We start from the raw sequence: 18,795 nt of genomic DNA on the forward strand, positions 1-18,795 counted from the left end.
TGCGTCCTGTGCGACGTCAGACACTCTCGTCGTCGCAGGGGTTGACCAGCGCAGGCATCGCGCCGCGGAGGGCCAGAGTTTGGACCTGACACCAAACCGGAACACCCTGCCGCGCCTCAAGGATTTCGACACCGTGCTGCCGAAAAACCGCCTGTCCTTTACGGCGGGGGGGCCCATGCTGGTCGTGTCCTTTGACAATGCCGTCGCCGCGAAGAGCGCGGCACCGAACCGGCTGCCTTGGGGGCACAAGTTCTTCACCGGCGAGGGACATTCGGTTCTGGGTGTTCTCGCGGGGCAAGCCGACTGGTTCAGAAACCCTGCCCTGCACAAAGAGCTTCTGGCGCTGCGCGACCGGGGCTTTTTCCAACAATTCGAGCAGGTCGTGATGACCGGCACCTCCATGGGGGGCTTTGGTGCAGCGGCGTTCGCGTCATTGGCTCCCGGCTGTCGCGTCGTCAGCTATACCCCGCAAAGCACCCTGCGCGCCGATCTTGTTCCGTGGGAAACCAATCACGGCAAGGGGCGTCGGCAACGCTGGGATGGTCTTTTCAGCGATGCCGCGGTTGAATCCCGAGAGGCCGCAGAAGTCTATCTCTTTTACGACCCTTTCAATACCGACGATCGCCGCCACGCCGACCGCTTCACCGGGGCGAATGTCCGGCGGCTGCGCAGCCCCTTTCTTGGGCATGGTCTGCCCGAGGCCTTTGCCGCCATGGGCATTCTCAAGGACATCTTCCGCAAGGCCAGCACCGGCACACTGGAGAACGCATGGTTCGCCACCCAGATGCGCGCGCGCAAGAGCATGCCCAAATACCACAAGGAAATGCTGCGCGCCCTGGCAACGCATCGCCACCTCACGGCGGGGGCCAAGGTCGCACGCCGCGCCTTCGAGACATTCGACGATCTTTTCTTTGCGCAGCGCGAGGCTCTTTTTACTGCGGCGACGGGCGATATCCTCGCGGCCATGGCCCTTCTTGAAATCGTCGAGAGAGCACATCGCCTGAGCAAGCGCCAAACCCACGGGGCACCGGACGCCGAGTAGCCCCAAGGACCACAGGCCACCCCAAACCGCCCCCGCCTGCGTTACGCGGACGTTACAAATCTCTCAAACCCACGTCACAAACGGCCTCTATCGGTGCCGGGTAACATTCCTCAATCTGGGTGGACCCTCCGATGGCCTATACGCTTCAACTTCTGCATGCCAACGATCTCGAGGGCGGCGTCGCCGCTCTGGACAACGCGCCGAACTTTGCCGCGATCGTGGACACGCTCGAAGACACGTTCGAGAACACGATCCTGCTCTCCGCCGGTGACAATTACATCCCCGGCCCGTTCTTTTCGACAGCAGCCGATTTCTCTATGGGGGCCACGCTGACCGCCGCCTATGAACGGTTCTACACCGAAGTGCTCGGGCAGGACCTGACCGGCGTCACGCTCGACATCACAGAGGGTCCGGGCCGCGTCGACATCACCATCATGAACATTCTGGGTTTTGACGCCTCTGCCGTCGGCAACCATGAGTTTGATCCCGGCACCAACGCCTTTGCAGGCATCATCAATGCCGCCGGGGGCAATGGCGAGATCAATTGGGTCGGCGCGCTTTTCCCCTACCTTTCGTCCAACATCGACTTTTCCGGCGACAGCAGCCTTGGCCGCCTCTTCACCGATGAAATCCTGACCTCGGATCTCTTCGCCGAATCTCTGGCCGATCTCGCCACGCGCAACATCGGCCCGGCCATCGCCCCCGCCACACTGATCGAAGAAGGCGGCGAGTTGATCGGCGTCGTCGGTGCCACCACTCAGATCATCGAGACCATTTCCTCGACCGGCGGCACGAACGAAATTTCGGGCGGGGTCAACAACATGGCCGCCCTCGCCGCCGTGATCCAGCCGCAGATCGACGCGCTGATCGCTGCGGGTGCCAACAAGATCATCCTCACCTCGCATCTCCAGCAGATTTCGCTGGAAAAGGAATTGGCGGGCCTGCTCGACGGGGTCGACATCATCATCGCGGGCGGCTCGAACACGCTTCAGGCCGATGCCAACGACCGCCTGCGTGACGGCGACGACGCCGCCGAAGGCTATCCCTTCCTGACCGAAGATGCAGGCGGCAATCCCGTAGCCATCGTCTCGACAGATGGCGAATACAGCTATCTGGGTCGCCTTGTGGTCGAATTCGATGACAATGGCGTGCTCATCGCCTCCTCCATCGACGCCGATGTCTCGGGCACCATTGCCACCGACGAACAGGGCGTGCTGGACGTAACCGGCGCGGGCACGTTGCAAGAGGCGCTCGACGGCTCGGCCAAGGCCAGCATCGTGCAGGACCTGACCGACGCGGTCCAAGTCATCGTGGACGAGGCCGACGCCATCGCCTTTGGCAACCATGATGTCTTCCTCGATGGACGCCGCGAGACCGTGCGCACCGAGGAAAGCAACCTTGGCAACCTGACCGCCGATGCCAATCTCGCAGCGGCCCGCGATGCCGATACCACAGTCAACGTCTCCTTCAAGAACGGCGGCGGCATTCGCGCCGAAATCGGCTCGGCCAGCAACACCGGCACCGATGCGGGCGACGGCGTGCTGTCGCAACTCGACCTGCAAAACTCGCTGCGGTTCAACAACGGTCTGGCTGTTGCCACCGTGACCAAAGAAGGCTTCCTCATGCTGCTCGAGCATGGCGTGGCCGACACAGATACCGCCGCCGGCAACACCCCCGGCCGGTTCTTTCAGATCGGCGGCTTCCGCGTCAGCTTTGACGAGGCGGGCACCGCCCAGGAACTCGTGACCGACGCGAATGGCGATTACGTGGTCGATCCGGCCACCGACCGCCCGCAGGTGGCCGTGGCAGGCGACCGGGTCAAGACCGTGGCCCTCATCGACCCCGAAACCGGCGATGATATCGTGATCTTCCGCGATGGGGCCTTTACCGCTGAGGCCCCCGAGACAATCCGCATGGTCACGCTCGATTTTCTGATGTTGACGAATGGCGATGGCTATCCCTTCCAGGAACTGATCTCGGATGTGCAATTCCTGACACCCGATGGGGCCATCACCTCGGACACCGAGGCGGATCGTCTTGGCGAACAGCAGGCCTTGGGCGATTTCATGTCCGAGAATTTCCCCGACGCCGACAACGCCTTTGCCATGGCCGAAACAGACGTCACCAACGACCTGCGCATCGTGCAACTGGCGCGCAACGGCGGCAATGATCGCATCCTGCTCGACGAGACAGACGCCACCCTCGGCACCTCCATCGCGGCAGAACTCCTGAGCGGCGAGACCGAGCTTTTCACCGGCGGGTCCGAAGTGGTCTCGGTGGACGCAGGCCGCGCCTATGTCACCAACGGCGCGCAGAACCGGATCGACGTGTTCGACGCGGCCACCGGCGCGAAACTGGGAGAATTCGACCTAGGTCAGGTCACGGGCTTTGCCAGCGTGCAATCGGTCGCGGCCAAGAACGGCCTTGTGGCCGCAGCACTCTCGCTCACACCCGCCGAGGCCAATGGCGTCGTTGCGATCTTCGATCTGGAGGGCACCCTGCTCAACACCGTCGAGGTGGGTAACCTGCCGGACATGCTGACCTTTACCCCCGATGGCACGCGCATTCTCGTGGCCAACGAGGGCGAACCGCTGGACGGGACCGATCCTTTGGGCAGCGTGTCCATCATCGACCTCGCCAATGGCGCGGCCAATGCCACCGCCGTAACACTCGATTTCTCGGCCTTTGACGGTCAGGAAGACGCCTTGCGCGAGGCGGGCGTTCTGATCCAGCCGGGCAATTCCGCCTCTCAGGATCTGGAGCCGGAGTACATCACCGTCCTGCCCGATGGCGTCACCGCATGGGTTTCCCTGCAAGAGGCCAATGCCTACGCGGTCATCGACCTCACAACCAACACCGTGACCGACATCCGCAGCTTTGGCCTCGTGGATCGCTCGCTGCCGGGCAACGAGATTGACGCCTCCAACCGCGACAATGCGATCAACCTGCAAAACTATGACAACCTCTTCGGCATGCGCCAGCCCGACTCGATCACCTCGATCGAAATCGACGGCGAGACTTATATCTTCACCGCCAACGAGGGTGACGCGCGCGATGCGACAGAGGCGCGGATCAGCAGCCTCACGCTTGATCCCACCGCCTTCCCCAATGCCGATATCCTGCAGCTGAACGAGAACCTTGGCCGACTCAACGTGCGCACTGACTTGGGCGATACCGATGGCGACGGCGATTACGACCAGCTTTTCCACTACGGCTCGCGCTCCTTCACCATCTACAACGCCGCGGGCGAGATCGTGTTTGACAGCGGGTCGCAGTTCTCGCAGCTCATCGCGGAAATCCGGCCCGAGCTTTTCAATCAGGACGAGGGCGAATTCGACAACCGCTCTGACGACAAAGGCGTCGAGCCCGAGGCCATCGCCGTGGGCGTGGTCGAAGGCAAACCCTATGTCTTCATCGGCCTCGAGCGTGACAGCGGCATCATGGTGTTCGACATCTCGGACCCCGCAAACCCGGTGTTCGACAGCTATATCGACAGCGAGGCCAACGGCAATATCAGCCCCGAAACCATCGCCTTCATCCCCGCAGAGCAGAGCGCCACGGGCTTTGCCCAGATCGCCATTGCCCATGAGGGCGATGGCAATACCGTGATCTACAATCTCGACAACCTGGGCGTGGACAATTCCGTCGCCGGGCGCAGCGATGGCGAGGATACGCTGATCGGTTCTGACGGCGATGACAACCTTGGCGCGGGCGCGGGCAACGACCTCGTGAATGGCGGCGCAGGCAATGACAGCCTCGGCGGTGGCTTTGGCGACGATACGGTCAACGGCGGCGCAGGCAATGACACCATCGGCGGCGGCCTTGGCGACGATCTGGTCAACGGCGGCGCGGACAATGACGTGGTGAACGGCGGCGGCGGCAATGACCGGGTGCTGGGCGAGGACGGCAACGACCGCCTCGGTGGCGGTCAGGGCGCGGACACGGTCGAAGGTGGTGCTGGCGACGACAACCTCGGCGGCGGCGCGGGCACCGACCGGCTCGAGGGCGGCGAGGGCAACGACAGCTTGGGCGGCGGCTTGGGCGACGACGATGTCTTTGGCGGCGACGGCGATGACTTCCTCGCAGGCGGCGGGCGCGATGACCTGCTCGATGGCGGCACCGGCAATGACACGCTCAACGGCGGCGAGGGCAATGACCTGATGACCGGCGGCGAGGGCGTGGATACCTTCGTCTTCAACACGCTCACCAGCGGCGAGGCGGACATCATCACCGATTTCGACGTCAGCGCCGAAACCGTGATCCTGCGCAGCGTCGCCAACTTCGACGCGCTCGACATCACCGATACGGTGGCTGGTGCGGTTGTGACGGTCGACGGCCAGACCATCACCTTCGAGGCAGTTCTCGCGGCGGACCTCACCGCCGATAACTTCCTCTTTGGCTAAACATTCGACGGACAGGATATCGGCCAGACTTGGGGCCGGTATCCCTCCGATCATCTCAGCCACAACAAAAAAACGCCCCCAGCATTGCTCCGGGGGCGTTTTCTATCTGCTTCGAGCGTGGATCTGCGCGCCTTAATGCGCCACAGCCCCCCGGCCCTCTTCGCCGGATTTCAGCGCGGCCTCGGCGGCGGCGGCCTCTTCGGCCTCCTCGTCCCACTCGACCGGCTCGGGGGCCCGCACCAGCGCCAGTTTCAGCACGTCGCGCACGTGATCGACGGGGATGATCTTGAGCCCCTCTTTCACGTTGTCCGGGATCTCAGCCAGATCCTTTTCGTTCTCACGCGGGATGATCACCGTCTTAATGCCACCGCGCAGCGCCGCCAGCAGCTTTTCCTTGAGGCCGCCAATGGGCAGCGCATTGCCGCGCAGCGTGACCTCGCCGGTCATGGCGATATCCTTGCGGATCGGAATCCCCGTCAGAACCGACACGATGGACGTCACCATCGCAAGGCCAGCAGACGGGCCATCCTTGGGCGTCGCCCCTTCGGGAACGTGGACGTGAATGTCCCATTTCTCGAACTTGGGCGGCTTGATCCCCAATTCCGGCGCGACCGAACGGACGTAGCTTGACGCCGCATCAATCGATTCCTTCATCACATCGCCCAGCTTGCCGGTGGTCTTCATCCGGCCCTTGCCCGGCAGACGCAGCGCCTCGATGTTGAGCAACTCGCCACCGACGGATGTATAGGCCAGACCCGTCACAACACCGACCTGATCGCTCTCTTCCGCCAGACCGAACTTGTATTTGCGCACCCCAAGGAAATCATCGAGATTTTCCGGCGTGATCGTGATCGCCTTGTCCTCTCCCTTGATGATCCGCGTCACAGCCTTGCGCGCCAGCTTGGCAATCTCGCGCTCGAGGTTCCGCACCCCGGCTTCCCGGGTGTAATAGCGGATCACATCGGTCAACGCGGCATCGGTCAGGGCGAACTCGCCCTTCTTCAGGCCGTTGTTCTTGACCTGCTTGTCGACCAGATGCTGCTTGGCGATCTCGCGCTTTTCATCCTCGGTGTAGCCCGCCAGCGGAATGATCTCCATCCGGTCGAGCAGCGGCCCCGGCATGTTATAGCTGTTGGCCGTGGTCAGGAACATCACGTTCGAGAGGTCATATTCGACCTCAAGATAGTGATCGACGAATGTCGAGTTCTGCTCGGGATCAAGCACCTCAAGCATCGCCGACGCCGGATCACCCCGGAAATCCTGCCCCATCTTGTCGATTTCATCGAGCAGGATCAGCGGATTGGTGGTCTTGGCCTTCTTCAACGCCTGAATGATCTTGCCGGGCATGGATCCGATATAGGTCCGACGATGACCCCGGATCTCGGATTCGTCGCGCACCCCACCCAGCGAAATCCGGATGAATTCGCGCCCCGTGGCCCGTGCCACAGACTTGCCAAGGCTGGTCTTGCCCACACCCGGAGGGCCGACAAGGCACATGATCGGGCCTTTCAGCTTTTGGCTGCGCTGCTGCACCGCGAGATACTCAACGATCCGCTCCTTCACCTTGTCCAGACCATAGTGATCGGCATCCAGCACCTCTTGCGCCTTGTGCAGGTCCTTCTTGGTGCGGCTTTTGACACCCCATGGAATGCTCAGCATCCAGTCGAGGTAATTGCGCACCACCGTGGCCTCGGCGCTCATCGGGCTCATGCTCTTGAGCTTTTTCAGCTCGGCTTCGGCCTTTTCCTCGGCTTCCTTGCTCAGCTTCGTCTTGGCGATGCGCTCTTCCAGCTCGGCAATCTCGCCCGCGCCCTCTTCGCCATCGCCCAATTCCTTCTGAATGGCCTTCATCTGCTCATTCAGGTAATATTCGCGCTGCGTGCGCTCCATCTGGGATTTGACGCGCGTCTTGATCTTCTTCTCGACCTGAAGAACGCTCATCTCGCCCTGCATCAGGCCATAGACCTTCTCCAGTCGCTCGCTCACGCTCAGCGTCTCGAGCAGTTCCTGCTTGCGGCCGACATCAAGGCCCAGATGACCCGCCACCAGATCGGCCAGCTTGGCTGGTTCTTCGGATTCGGTGATCGCGGCCAGCGCCTCGTCGGGGATGTTCTTCTTGACCTTGGCATAGCGCGCAAATTCATCCCCCACCGTGCGCAACAGCGCCGCGATGGTGGTGGCATCGCCGGGGATTTCGCTCAGATACTCGGCCTTGGCCTCGAAAAACTCGGAGTTGGGCAAATAGTCGGTGATCCGCACCCGCGCCACGCCCTCGACCAGCACCTTGACGGTGCCATCGGGCAGCTTGAGCAGTTGCAGCACATTGGCCAACACGCCCACCCGGTAGATACCGGATTCGGCGGGATCGTCATCGGCGGGATCAATCTGGCTCGACAGCAGGATCTGCTTGTCATCGGCCATGACCTCTTCCAGCGCGCGCACCGATTTCTCGCGCCCCACAAAGAGCGGCACGATCATATGCGGGAACACCACGATATCCCGCAGCGGCAGGACCGGATAAGAGGCGTTGAGGGTGTCTTGCATGCTCGTATTCCTGTTCTTGGCAAGAGGGCGCCGGCCCCGCGCGGCGGCAACCACGGCCCTCTCCGTTACGTTAGCCCTAACTTGGGGCGCGCCCCGTCAGGTTTCAACAGATTCGGCAAACATTGCCCGCAGATCAGGTCGGGCACAAGGGCACAGTGCGCCCCGATGCCCGCTTTCCCGCCGTCCTCAGGCCGCCAGACCGCGATCCCGCAACAGCGACGTCACCGCGTCCTGCACACGCTCGAGCGCGGCACTCACCTCGTCATGGAACCGGTCCAACTGCCCAAGGATGGATTGCAGCCCCGACAGACGCTCGCGCAGGATACCCGCCTCGACGCGCAGCACGACCCGCACCATCGCCAGCCCCGTGACCATACGCCGGATCATTTCGGCATCCGCCGAAAGCTGCCGCACCGCCCGAAAGCCGTCCTGCATGGCGCGATCCGCCTCTTGCCGATAGCGATCCCGCAACGCGGCAACCACATCCATTTCGGCACCTGCGCCCTCATGGTCGCCGCGCGCCGCCTCCTTGGCAAAGAACGCGACCATTTCTTCCATGAGATCGGCCACCGCGATCATGAACACCGACCGCGCCTCGTCACTCACATCCCAGGTGCCGTGATCGTTGCGCAGGGTCTGGATCACACGCGGATGATTGCGGATATCGCGCATCATCAATTCGTAATTCTTGGCAATCTCGTTGATCGGCCCGCGGTCAGAGCGCAGCTTGCAGGCTTGGATCTTCATGTTGGTGGTGATCAGTTCGGCCTCTTTGAGGTTGACGCAGAGCACGCGCAATTCCTGCTCGATCTCGCGCTTGACATCAAAGAGATGCCCCGACGCGGCCAGTGCGGGCGTGACCGACCGCTTGCGCGACGCATCGCGCGACGCATGTTCCCGGCGCAACGCCTCGATCTGAAAGACGCCGTAATTGGCAAATCCCGCGGCAATCAGATCGGACTCGATGGCCTTGGCGCTCTGCTCGGGCGTCATCCCCTGCCCGCGCTCACGCTCAAGCGCGCGGGCATAAACCTCTTTTACCGTGGCAAAAAGCGGGCTCGTCGGCTTGAGCCGCACCGAGAGATATCCCCCGTCAACCGGCGAGACCACGGCAAAGACCCAGTAAAACCGCCCGTCCCTCGCCCGGTTCTTGACATAGGCCCCGACCGAATGACCGCGCTTCAACCCCTCCCACATCAACCAGAACACACCCTTGGGCATGTCGGGATGCCGCACCAGCTTGTGCGGCGCCCCGGCCATATCCTCGGCCCCATAGCCTGCAACGCGCAGGAACACAGGGTTAAAGGCCCGGATCACCCCGCGCGTATCGGTGCGCGAAAAGAACAACTCATCAAGTCCAAAGGGAACTTCTTGATCTACCAAAATCGCATCGGCCCGCAGACCGGATTTGGGGGCGCTTGCGTGCATATCCACCTCGTGCAGCATCGTTTCATGGTCCGAAAGCTCAGACATCACGGCCTGCGCTTTGGTATCAACGGTCATGCGCCTTACAACTTTAGGGCCAGTGCGACGCTGAATACCCTGCGCCGCCCACGTCCCCTTGTCCCAAGTGACATGCCACACGACTGCATTTTTCGGGCCAACTCTGCGCGCGACCCATGGGACCGCGCGCAGAGATCATGTCAGACGGTCTCGAGCGTCGGGTAATCGGTATAGCCCTCAGCCCCGCCACCATAATAGGTCGCCTGATCGCCCTCATTCAGCGGGGCGTTCTGCTCCAGCCGCTCGGCCAGATCGGGATTGGCGATATAGGGCCGGCCAAAGGCCACCAGATCCACCTTGCCCGTCGCCACCCGCGTCAGCGCCAGCTCGCGGTCATAGCCATTGTTGGCCATGTAAACGCCGGTCCACTTGGCCCGCAGCGCATCAAACGCGCCTTCGCGCGAACCACCGGTGCTGCCCTCGACCAGGTGCAGATAGGCAAGACCGCGCCCGTTCAGTTGCTCGACAACCCAACCAAAGCTGGTATCGGGATCACTGTCGGTCGCATCGTTGAACCCAGACCAAGGCGACAGGCGAAGACCGATCCGCCCCGGTGCCCAGACCGTTTCCAGCCCGTCCAACACCTCAAACAGCAACCGCGCCCGGTTGCCCACCGAGCCGCCATAGGCATCCTCGCGGGTGTTCGGCCCATCCTTCAGGAACTGATCCAGCAGATAGCCATTGGCGGCGTGCAATTCGATCCCGTCAAACCCGGCCTCCTTGGCCGCCTTGGCGGCATGGACATAATCCGCAACCACGCGCGGCATCTCCTCAGTGCGCAGGGCGCGCGGGGTCGATGTGTCCTCGAACCCGGCAGGCGTAAAGGTCTGCGCCTTGGCCGCCACCGCCACCGGGGCGACCGGGGCCTGCCCATCGGGCTGCAACGACGTGTGGCTGATCCGCCCCACATGCCAGAGTTGGATCACGATCTTGCCGCCCTTGGCATGCACCGCATCCGTCACCTTCTTCCACGCCGCCACCTGCTCGGGGCTGTAAATCCCCGGCGTGCCAACATAGCCTTTGCCCTCAGGGCTGATCTGTGCGGCCTCGGTGATGATCAACCCGGCCCCGGCGCGCTGCGCATAATATTTGACGTGCAGATCACCAACCTCGCCTGTGTCATTATCCGCGCGGTTGCGCGTGAGTGGCGCCATGACGACGCGATTGGCCAGATCGAGATCACCGGCCTTGGTGGCGGAAAAGAGTTTGTGGCTCATGGGATATGCTCCTTGTGCATATGGATTGCGCTTGAGCATAACCTATGCTCGCGCAACCCGCGCACAAGGCCGCCGCCTGCGCCCTATCCCACAGCCGCCCCCGCACCACCGCACAGTCGCGGACCATTGACAGATCCACGTTCAGAGCGGCTCAATATCGCCCACGGCCCGCCCCGCATGAAATTCCGCCTCCCAGGCGGCAAACCGCGCTTGCGAAATCGCCGCGCGCATCTCGCCCATGATCTCTTGGAAATAATGCAGGTTATGCCATGTCAGCAGCATGGAACTGATGATTTCCTGCGACCGGAAGACGTGATGCAGATAGGCGCGGCTGTAATTCCGACAGGCCGGACAGGTGCAGGCCTCATCCAGAGGGCGCGGGTCATCCTGATGCCGCGCGTTCTTGATATTGACCACGCCATGCCGGGTGAACACCTGCCCCGTGCGACCCGAGCGACTGGGCAGCACGCAATCCATCATGTCGATGCCGCGCTTGACCGCGCCCACGATATCATCGGGCTTGCCCACCCCCATCAGGTAGCGCGGGCGATCCTCGGGCAGAAATCCGGTGGCGTAATCGAGCACACCAAACATCGCCTCCTGCCCCTCGCCCACCGCGAGACCGCCCACGGCATAGCCATCAAACCCGATGGCCTTGAGCGCCTCGGCGCTCTCTTCGCGCAACTCGGGCGTCACACCGCCCTGCATGATCCCAAAGAGCGCATGACCGGGCCGATCCCCAAAAGCGTCCTTCGAGCGTGCCGCCCACCGCATGCTCAGCCGCATGCTCTCGGCCACGGCCTTGTCACTCGCGGGCAAGGCGGGGCACTCGTCAAAACACATCACGATGTCCGACCCAAGCAGCCGCTGGATTTCCATCGACCGCTCCGGCGTCAGCTCATGTTTGGACCCGTCGATATGGCTCTTGAAGGTCACACCCTGCTCTGTCAGCTTGCGCAACCCGGCAAGGCTCATCACCTGAAACCCGCCCGAATCCGTCAAAATCGGCCGTTCCCAGTTCATGAACCGGTGCAGACCGCCCAGCCGGTCAATCCGCTCAGCCCCCGGTCGCAGCATCAGGTGATAGGTATTGCCCAAGAGGATATCGGCCCCCGTGGCACGCACGCTTTCGGGCATCATCGCCTTGACCGTGGCCGCCGTGCCCACCGGCATGAAGGCGGGCGTGCGGATCTCGCCGCGGGGCGTATGGATCACCCCTGCCCGCGCCGCGCCATCCTGCGCCAGTTTCTCGAACCCGAACCGCATGCCCTCAATTCCTATCGCATTAGCCCTTTTGCCCCCCTTTAAAGCGGTTTACCCTAGCTTGTAAAACGCCGTCTTGGCCGCCCCATTGCCGCCCCACTGTGAGAGTTCCCATGACCGAAGACATGATCCTGCAACTGATTTCCGCAAACATCGTCTGGCTTATGATCACACTCCTCGTGATCATCGTCATCTTTCGCGGGGTCAAGATCGTGCCCCAGTCCGAGCAATATGTGGTTGAGCGCTTTGGCAAACTGCACAAGGTGCTGGGCCCCGGCATCAACCTGATCGTGCCCTTTCTCGATGTGGTGCGGCACAAGATTTCGATCCTCGAACGCCAGTTGCCCAACGCAAGCCAGGATGCCATCACCCGCGACAACGTGCTCCTTCAGGTGGAAACTTCGGTCTTTTACCGCATCCTCTTTCCGGAAAAGACCGTCTACCGCATCCGCGAGGTGGATGGCGCCATCGCCACCACCGTGGCCGGGATCGTGCGCGCCGAAATCGGCAAGATGGACCTCGACGAGGTGCAATCCAACCGCTCGCAACTCATCACCACGATCAAATCGCTGGTCGAAAACGCCGTTGATGACTGGGGCATCGAAGTGACCCGCGCCGAGATTCTCGACGTCAATCTCGATCAAGCCACCCGCGCCGCGATGCTGCAACAGCTCAACGCCGAACGCGCCCGCCGCGCGCAGGTGACAGAGGCCGAAGGCCACAAGCGCGCCGTCGAACTTCAGGCCGACGCCGAGCTTTACGCCGCCGAGCAGGCCGCCAAGGCCCGCCGCATCGAAGCCGACGCCGAGGCCTATGCCACCGGGGTCGTCGCCGCCGCCATCGCCGCCAACGGGCTCGAGGCCGCGCAATATCAGGTCGCGCTGAAACAGGTCGAGGCGCTCAACGCCCTTGGCAACAGCCCCTCCTCCAATACCATTCTCGTGCCCGCCCAGGCGCTCGAGGCCTTTGGCAATGCCTTCAACATGCTCAAGGGGCGCGGCTGATGGAAACGGTTCTTTGGCACCTCTGGTGGGTCTGGCTCGCGGCAGCCCTTGGGCTGGCTATCTTGGAAATCCTCGTGCCGGGCTTCATTTTCCTCGGTTTCGCGGTCGGCGCGGCCCTCATCGCCCTTCTGGTGCTCTTGCCGCTCGATCTTGGCCTGACCGCCCTGCTCGCCCTCTTCGCGCTCTTGTCGCTGGCGGCTTGGGTGATCCTGCGGCGGCTCTTTCGCGCCCCCGACGACCAGAGCCGTGTGATCCGCGAGGATATCAACAAGTAACGCAAAGGAACGCACCGCGCTTTCCTTGCATCCTCACGGCCATCCCAAGTAGAGAGGCGCCACGCGCCACCCTTGCCGCGCAAAACGCAACAGGATACGCCCGATGACCGATACCCCCGACAGCCCCCAGCCCCTGCAATTCGGCTGGGAGGAATGGGTCAGCCTGCCCGATCTTGGCGTCCCCGCGATCAAGGCCAAGGTCGACACCGGCGCGCGCACTTCGGCGCTGCATGCCTTCGATATCGAAACCTTCGGGGCGGCCTCGCGCCCCAAGGTCCGCTTTACCGTGCATCCGATTCCCGGTCGCGATGACCTGATCATCCCCTGCTCCGCCCCGATCATCGACCGGCGCGATGTGACCTCTTCGAATGGCGAGCGCGAATTGCGCTATGTCATCGCCTCGAAACTCTCGGTGAATGGCGACACATGGCCGATCGAGATCACCCTCACCAACCGCTCCAGCATGACCAGCCGCATGCTCTTGGGGCGTCAGGCGCTCAAGGATCACATCTCCATTGTCGCCACCGACCGCTTTCTGCAACCCGAACTCAGCTACGATGTCTATCACACCGCCCGCGTCCGCACGGCCCAACCCAGACGCGCCCTGCGCATCGCCGTGCTCAGCCGCGAGGACAACTATTCCACCCGCCGCATCGTCGAAGAAGGCGAGGCGCGGGGCCACACGGTCGAGGTGATCGACACCACCCGTTGTTACATGGCGATCAATGCCCTCGCCCCCGAGGTGCATTACGACGGCAAACGCCTGCCCCGCTATGACGCGGTGATCCCCCGCATCGGGGCGTCCATTACCGCCTACGGTGCCGCCGTGATCCGCCAGTTCGAAACCATCGGCACCTTCTGCGTCAATCCGTCGGCGGGCATCATCGCCAGCCGCGACAAACTCTATGCCCATCAGCTTATGGCGCGCGCGCAGGTGGGCATGCCCAACACCGCCTTTGCCGCCTCGCCCAAGGACACCGGCAACCTCATGGGCCTTGTCGGCACAGCCCCCCTGATCGTCAAACTGCTCGAATCGACCCAAGGCAAGGGCGTGGTGCTGGCCGAAACCAAAAAGGCCGCCGAATCGGTGATCGACGCCTTTCGCGGGCTCAAGGCCAATTTCCTCGTGCAGGATTTCGTCAAGGAAGCGGCAGGCGAAGACATTCGCTGCCTCGTGGTCGGCGGCAAGGTGGTGGCCTCGATGAAACGCACCGGGGCCGAGGGCGATTTCCGCTCCAACCTGCATCGCGGCGGCACCGCCAAGACCATCCGCATCACCAAGGCCGAGCGCGATACCGCGATCCGCGCCGCCCGGGTCTTTGACCTCAACATGGCGGGCGTGGACCTTTTGCGCTCCGACACCGGCCCCAAGGTGCTCGAAGTCAACTCCTCCCCCGGTTTCGAGGGGATCGAAGGGGCCAGCGGCAAGAACATCACCGGCGCGCTCTACGAGATGATCGAAACCCGCGTGCGCCCCGTTCCCGTGCGGCGCCGCAAATCCGGCGCCGACTAAGGCGCGTGACGTCGCCCATCGCCAACCTCTGGACGCGGGCGTCGATAAACCCTATATGTTTGCTCAGGATAACCGCAGGACACGATCATGATGAACAGCTCCGAGCCGCTCGAAGGGGCACCGCTGATTGCCCCCTCAAGCACCGACCATCCGCTCTTCGACCAGGTGGTCGAGGCCTGCCGCACCGTCTATGACCCGGAAATTCCGGTCAACATCTACGATCTTGGCCTGATCTATACCATTGATATCAGCGCCGAAAACGTGGTCTCGATCACCATGACGCTGACCGCACCCGGCTGCCCCGTAGCAGGTGAAATGCCCGGCTGGGTCGCCGACGCGATCGAACCTCTGGCCGGCATCAAGCAGGTCGATGTCAGCCTCGTCTGGGAACCGCCTTGGGGGATGGACATGATGAGCGACGAAGCCCGCCTTGAACTTGGGTTCATGTAACAAAATCAACGGATTGAGAGGCTTACCTCATGTTTGGCATACCCGGCAAACCACCCGTTTCCATCACCCCGGCCGCTGTGGCCCAGATCACCCGCCTGATGCAGCGTGACGGGCATCAGGGGCTCAGGATCGGGGTCAAGAAGGGCGGTTGCGCGGGCATGGAATACACCATGGATTACGTGACAGAGATCGACCCCCATGACGAGGTCATCGAACAGGATGGCGCGCGCGTGCTCATCGCCCCCATGGCCCAGATGTTCCTCTTCGGCACCGAGATTGATTACAAGACATCGCTCCTCGAATCCGGCTTTGTCTTCAACAATCCCAACGTGACCGAGGCCTGCGGCTGCGGCGAGTCGATCAAATTCGCCAATATGTGAGCTTTGCCTTGCAAAGCCTTGTAATGACTGGATGTTAAACGCATGAGACGCAAGCTTGCCGCTGGCAATTGGAAAATGAACGGCACCAATGCCAGCCTGACCGAGCTTCAATCCCTCATCGCGAACCATCCCAAGCCGGGCGTCGACATCCTGATCTGCCCGCCTGCCACCCTTATTGTTCAGGCCGCTGGCCTCAGCGCCGACAGCCCTCTGATGATCGGCGCGCAGGATTGTCATGCCGCCGCCTCCGGGGCGCATACCGGCGACATTTCCGCCCCGATGCTCGCCGATGCCGGGGCTGTGGCGGTCATCTTGGGCCATTCCGAGCGGCGGCAGGATCACGGCGAAGAGAGCGCGCTCGTCGCCTCCAAGGCCGCCGCCGCCCACGCCGCCCATCTCACCGCCGTGATCTGCTTGGGCGAATCCCTGGCCGAGCGCGAGGCGGCCCAGACCCTCGATGTCATCGCCGATCAACTCCGCCACTCCCTGCCCGAGACCGCGACCGGCGCCAATACCGTCATCGCCTATGAACCGATCTGGGCCATCGGCACCGGCCTCACCCCCAGTCCCGCGCAAATCTCCGAGGTGCATCGCTTCTTGCGCAGCGAACTCCGCGCGCGCTTCGGCACCGAGGCCGCGATGGGGTTTCGCCTGCTCTACGGCGGCTCCGTCAAACCCGCCAACGCGCCCGAGATTTTCGCGCTGGCCGATGTCGATGGCGCGCTCGTGGGCGGCGCAAGCCTGACCGCCGCCGAGTTTTCGCCCATCATCACCGCGCTGGAACAGGCCTGATCCCGCTTCTTTATGGAAAAAAATACTCCGGGGGGGACGCCGCAGGCGGCCGGGGGAAGCGCCCCCAAACCCTCAGAGCGGCAGCATCGTGGTCGATTTGATCTCTTCCATCGACAAGAGTGCGGTCACATTATGCACCTTCACCTCTGAAATCAGGGCTTGGTAGAACACGTCATAGGCCCGCGCATTGGCAACCCGCACCTTGAGGATATAGTCGATATCCCCCGCCAGCCGATGCGCCTCCTGCACTTCGGGGCGCGCTTTCAGCGCTTTCAGAAACGCCGCCTGCCAACCTGCATCATGCTCTGACGTGCGGATCAGCACGAAAAAACACGCCTCGAACCCCAGCGACTCCGGGTCAAGCAGATAGGTCTGCTGTCGGATCACCCCCGCCTCGCGCATCTTGCGAATCCGGTTCCACACCGGCGTCTTGGAACTGCCCACGTTCTTGGCGATATCGTCCAGCGATTGCCCCCCATCCTCCTGCAACTGCACGAGGATTTTCCGATCCAGATCATCGAGGCGAACAGCCATTCCAATTTCTTCCTTTTGCCGAAACATTCCACCCGCCTCTCGCGCAGATTGGAACAAACTTCCTTATTCCCGCTGGCATATGGCGCTCAACCGGGAATATTTCCTATATTAGGGACAGAGTCAAACCGTTCCCCGAGGCCCGCCCGATGAAACATTTCCCGATCTTTCTCGCCGTCGAGGGGCGCCGCATCGTGCTTTCGGGCGGCGGTGAGGCGGCCTTGGCCAAGCTGCGCCTCCTGCTCAAGACCGAAGCGCATCTGACCGTCTTCGCGCCCGAACCCGCCGCCGAGATCGCGCATTGGGCCTCCGAGGGCCGTTTGCACCTGATCCGCCGCGCCATGCAACCCGGCGATGCCCTCTGCGCCGTGCTGTTTTACGCCGCTGACGAGGACGCGGCCGAGGATGCGCGCACATCGGCCCTCGCGCGTGCGGATGGGGCGTTGGTCAATATCGTGGACAACCTCCATGACAGCCAATTCATCACCCCCGCCATCGTCGACCGTGACCCCGTGACCGTGGCCATCGGCACCGAAGGCGCGGCCCCGGTGCTGGCCCGTGCCATCAAGGCCGATCTCGAGGCGCGCTTGCCCGCCACGCTTGGCCCTCTTGCACGTCTTGGCAAGGCGTTTCGCAAGGCCGCCGATGTGCTGCCCATGGGCCGCCGCCGCCGCGATTTCTGGGCCGATTACTATTTCAACGCCGGCCCCCGCGCGATGGATCAGGGTGGCGAAGATCACGTCAAGTTTGCCCTTCAAGCCATTCTTGAAAAACACAAAAATACGGACGCGCGCGACGGTCATGTGGCCTTTGTCGGGGCCGGCCCCGGCGATCCCGAGCTTTTGACCCTCAAGGCGCGCAAGGCGCTCGATACCGCCGATGTGGTGATCCACGACCGGCTGGTGACGCCCGAAATCCTCGAACTCGCCCGCCGCGAGGCGATCCTGATCGACGCCGGGAAAGAGGGCTTTGGCGCGTCCATGTCGCAAGAGGCCATCAACGCCCTGATCGTCGAACATGCTGCCACCGGCGCGCAGGTCGTGCGCCTCAAGGGGGGTGATCCCACCGTCTTTGGCCGCTTGGACGAAGAAATCGAGGCTGTGACCGCCGCCGGTATCTCGTGGCATGTGGTGCCGGGCATCACCGCCGCCTCGGCCTCGGTCGCCAGCATCGGTCAGAGCCTCACGCAACGCGGTCGCAACGCCTCAGTGCGCTTTCTCACCGGCCATGACATGAAGGGCTTTGCCGATCACGACTGGTCCGCGCTCGCGCGGCCCGGCGAGGTGGCCGCGATCTACATGGGCAAGAAATCCGCCCGCTTCATCCAAGGCCGGTTGATCATGCACGGCGCCGACCGCGCCACACCCGTCACCGTGATCGAGAACGCGAGCCGCCCCGATCAACGCATCCTAGCCACCACGCTCGACCGTTTGCCCGCCGATCTGGCCGAGGCCGCGATCACTGGTCCTGCGCTCACCTTTCTCGGTCTCGCGCCCCGCACCGCTGATGCCAAGATTGACCAATCGAAACAGGAGCTTGCCTGACATGGCCCAAGAATTCACCCCCAAGGTCGTCACCGCCAACGCCCTGATCGAGGGCTATGTCGTCTATCTCACCGCCGCCGACACATGGGCACGCGATCTGGCGCAGGCCGAGGTGCTGACCGACGAGGCAGATGCCGATTATCGCCTCCTGCAGGCCCAGGCCCGCGTGGGCGAAATCGTCGGGGCCTATCTGGCCGATGTGCGCCCCGGCGCAAACGGCCCTGAACCCACCCATTTCCGCGAGGACTTCCGCCGCAAGGGCCCCTCGAACCTCTTTCACGGCAAGCAGTCCGAAGGACTGTCCCGGGCTTGACCCGGGACCTCCCAAGGTAAG

The 18,795-nt window shown here is 62.9% G+C and carries 14 protein-coding genes and 1 pseudogene; 10 read left to right on the top strand and 5 right to left on the bottom strand.

The genetic code is table 11. From position 1 onward, the window contains the following. Positions 1 to 1,042, top strand: a pseudogene (locus KBT70_RS02820) (hypothetical protein); the annotation flags it as partial. Between the two features lie 131 nt (positions 1,043 to 1,173). Then, positions 1,174 to 5,445: a choice-of-anchor I family protein gene (locus KBT70_RS02825; protein ID WP_296628538.1), complete on the top strand. Its 4,272-nt coding sequence runs from the start codon at positions 1,174 to 1,176 to the stop codon at positions 5,443 to 5,445. A 132-nt stretch (positions 5,446 to 5,577) separates the two neighbouring features. Here KBT70_RS02825 and lon read toward each other — a convergent pair whose 3' ends face one another. The 4 genes from lon to tgt all read right to left on the bottom strand — a co-directional run bounded on the left by lon (position 5,578) and on the right by tgt (position 11,975). Beyond that, positions 5,578 to 7,989, bottom strand: coding sequence for an endopeptidase La (lon, locus tag KBT70_RS02830; RefSeq protein ID WP_296628540.1), 2,412 nt, complete (start codon positions 7,987 to 7,989; stop codon positions 5,578 to 5,580). Between the two features lie 186 nt (positions 7,990 to 8,175). Continuing rightward, positions 8,176 to 9,492, bottom strand: a complete 1,317-nt coding sequence (locus KBT70_RS02835) for a PAS domain-containing protein (RefSeq protein ID WP_296628542.1) — start codon at positions 9,490 to 9,492, stop codon at positions 8,176 to 8,178. 140 nt (positions 9,493 to 9,632) lie between these two features. Then, complete coding sequence (locus KBT70_RS02840; RefSeq protein WP_296628544.1) at positions 9,633 to 10,709, bottom strand: alkene reductase; 1,077 nt, start codon at positions 10,707 to 10,709, stop codon at positions 9,633 to 9,635. Positions 10,710 to 10,850: 141 nt separating this feature from the next. Next, the gene (tgt, locus tag KBT70_RS02845; RefSeq protein WP_296628547.1) at positions 10,851 to 11,975 is read right to left on the bottom strand and encodes a tRNA guanosine(34) transglycosylase Tgt; all 1,125 of its coding nucleotides are present in this window, start codon (positions 11,973 to 11,975) and stop codon (positions 10,851 to 10,853) included. Positions 11,976 to 12,085: 110 nt separating this feature from the next. Here tgt and KBT70_RS02850 point away from each other — a divergent pair, with 110 nt between their 5' ends. From KBT70_RS02850 to tpiA, 6 genes are all read left to right on the top strand, one after another. Then, positions 12,086 to 12,976 (top strand): SPFH domain-containing protein, encoded by an 891-nt coding sequence (locus KBT70_RS02850; RefSeq protein ID WP_296628550.1) that lies wholly within the window; start codon positions 12,086 to 12,088, stop codon positions 12,974 to 12,976. Next, on the top strand, positions 12,976 to 13,251 hold the full coding sequence (locus KBT70_RS02855) for a hypothetical protein (protein ID WP_296628552.1): 276 nt from the start codon (positions 12,976 to 12,978) through the stop codon (positions 13,249 to 13,251). Before KBT70_RS02850 ends, KBT70_RS02855 begins: the two co-directional genes overlap by 1 nt. Positions 13,252 to 13,354: 103 nt before the next feature. Then, entirely contained in the window at positions 13,355 to 14,764 is a 1,410-nt protein-coding gene (gene rimK, locus KBT70_RS02860) for a 30S ribosomal protein S6--L-glutamate ligase (protein ID WP_296628555.1), read from the top strand. A gap of 87 nt (positions 14,765 to 14,851) precedes the next feature. Further along, positions 14,852 to 15,214, top strand: a complete 363-nt coding sequence (locus KBT70_RS02865) for an SUF system Fe-S cluster assembly protein (RefSeq protein WP_296628557.1) — start codon at positions 14,852 to 14,854, stop codon at positions 15,212 to 15,214. Positions 15,215 to 15,243: 29 nt separating this feature from the next. Beyond that, positions 15,244 to 15,594: an iron-sulfur cluster assembly accessory protein gene (locus tag KBT70_RS02870; RefSeq protein ID WP_296628559.1), complete on the top strand. Its 351-nt coding sequence runs from the start codon at positions 15,244 to 15,246 to the stop codon at positions 15,592 to 15,594. A gap of 42 nt (positions 15,595 to 15,636) precedes the next feature. Continuing rightward, complete coding sequence (tpiA, locus tag KBT70_RS02875) at positions 15,637 to 16,386, top strand: triose-phosphate isomerase (protein WP_296628561.1); 750 nt, start codon at positions 15,637 to 15,639, stop codon at positions 16,384 to 16,386. 72 nt (positions 16,387 to 16,458) lie between these two features. Here the strand turns inward: tpiA and KBT70_RS02880 are convergent, their stop codons facing one another. Continuing rightward, complete coding sequence (locus KBT70_RS02880) at positions 16,459 to 16,920, bottom strand: Lrp/AsnC family transcriptional regulator (RefSeq protein ID WP_037271969.1); 462 nt, start codon at positions 16,918 to 16,920, stop codon at positions 16,459 to 16,461. Between the two features lie 146 nt (positions 16,921 to 17,066). Between KBT70_RS02880 and cysG the strand changes: the two genes are divergently transcribed. Both cysG and KBT70_RS02890 read left to right on the top strand, forming a co-directional pair. Beyond that, positions 17,067 to 18,461 (top strand): siroheme synthase CysG, encoded by a 1,395-nt coding sequence (cysG, locus tag KBT70_RS02885; protein WP_296628565.1) that lies wholly within the window; start codon positions 17,067 to 17,069, stop codon positions 18,459 to 18,461. A gap of 1 nt (position 18,462) precedes the next feature. Then, complete coding sequence (locus KBT70_RS02890) at positions 18,463 to 18,774, top strand: DUF2849 domain-containing protein (protein WP_296628567.1); 312 nt, start codon at positions 18,463 to 18,465, stop codon at positions 18,772 to 18,774. The last annotated feature ends 21 nt before the right edge of the window (positions 18,775 to 18,795 follow it).

This window comes from Roseovarius sp. (assembly GCF_018066915.1).
Taxonomy (GTDB): Bacteria; Pseudomonadota; Alphaproteobacteria; order Rhodobacterales; family Rhodobacteraceae; genus Roseovarius.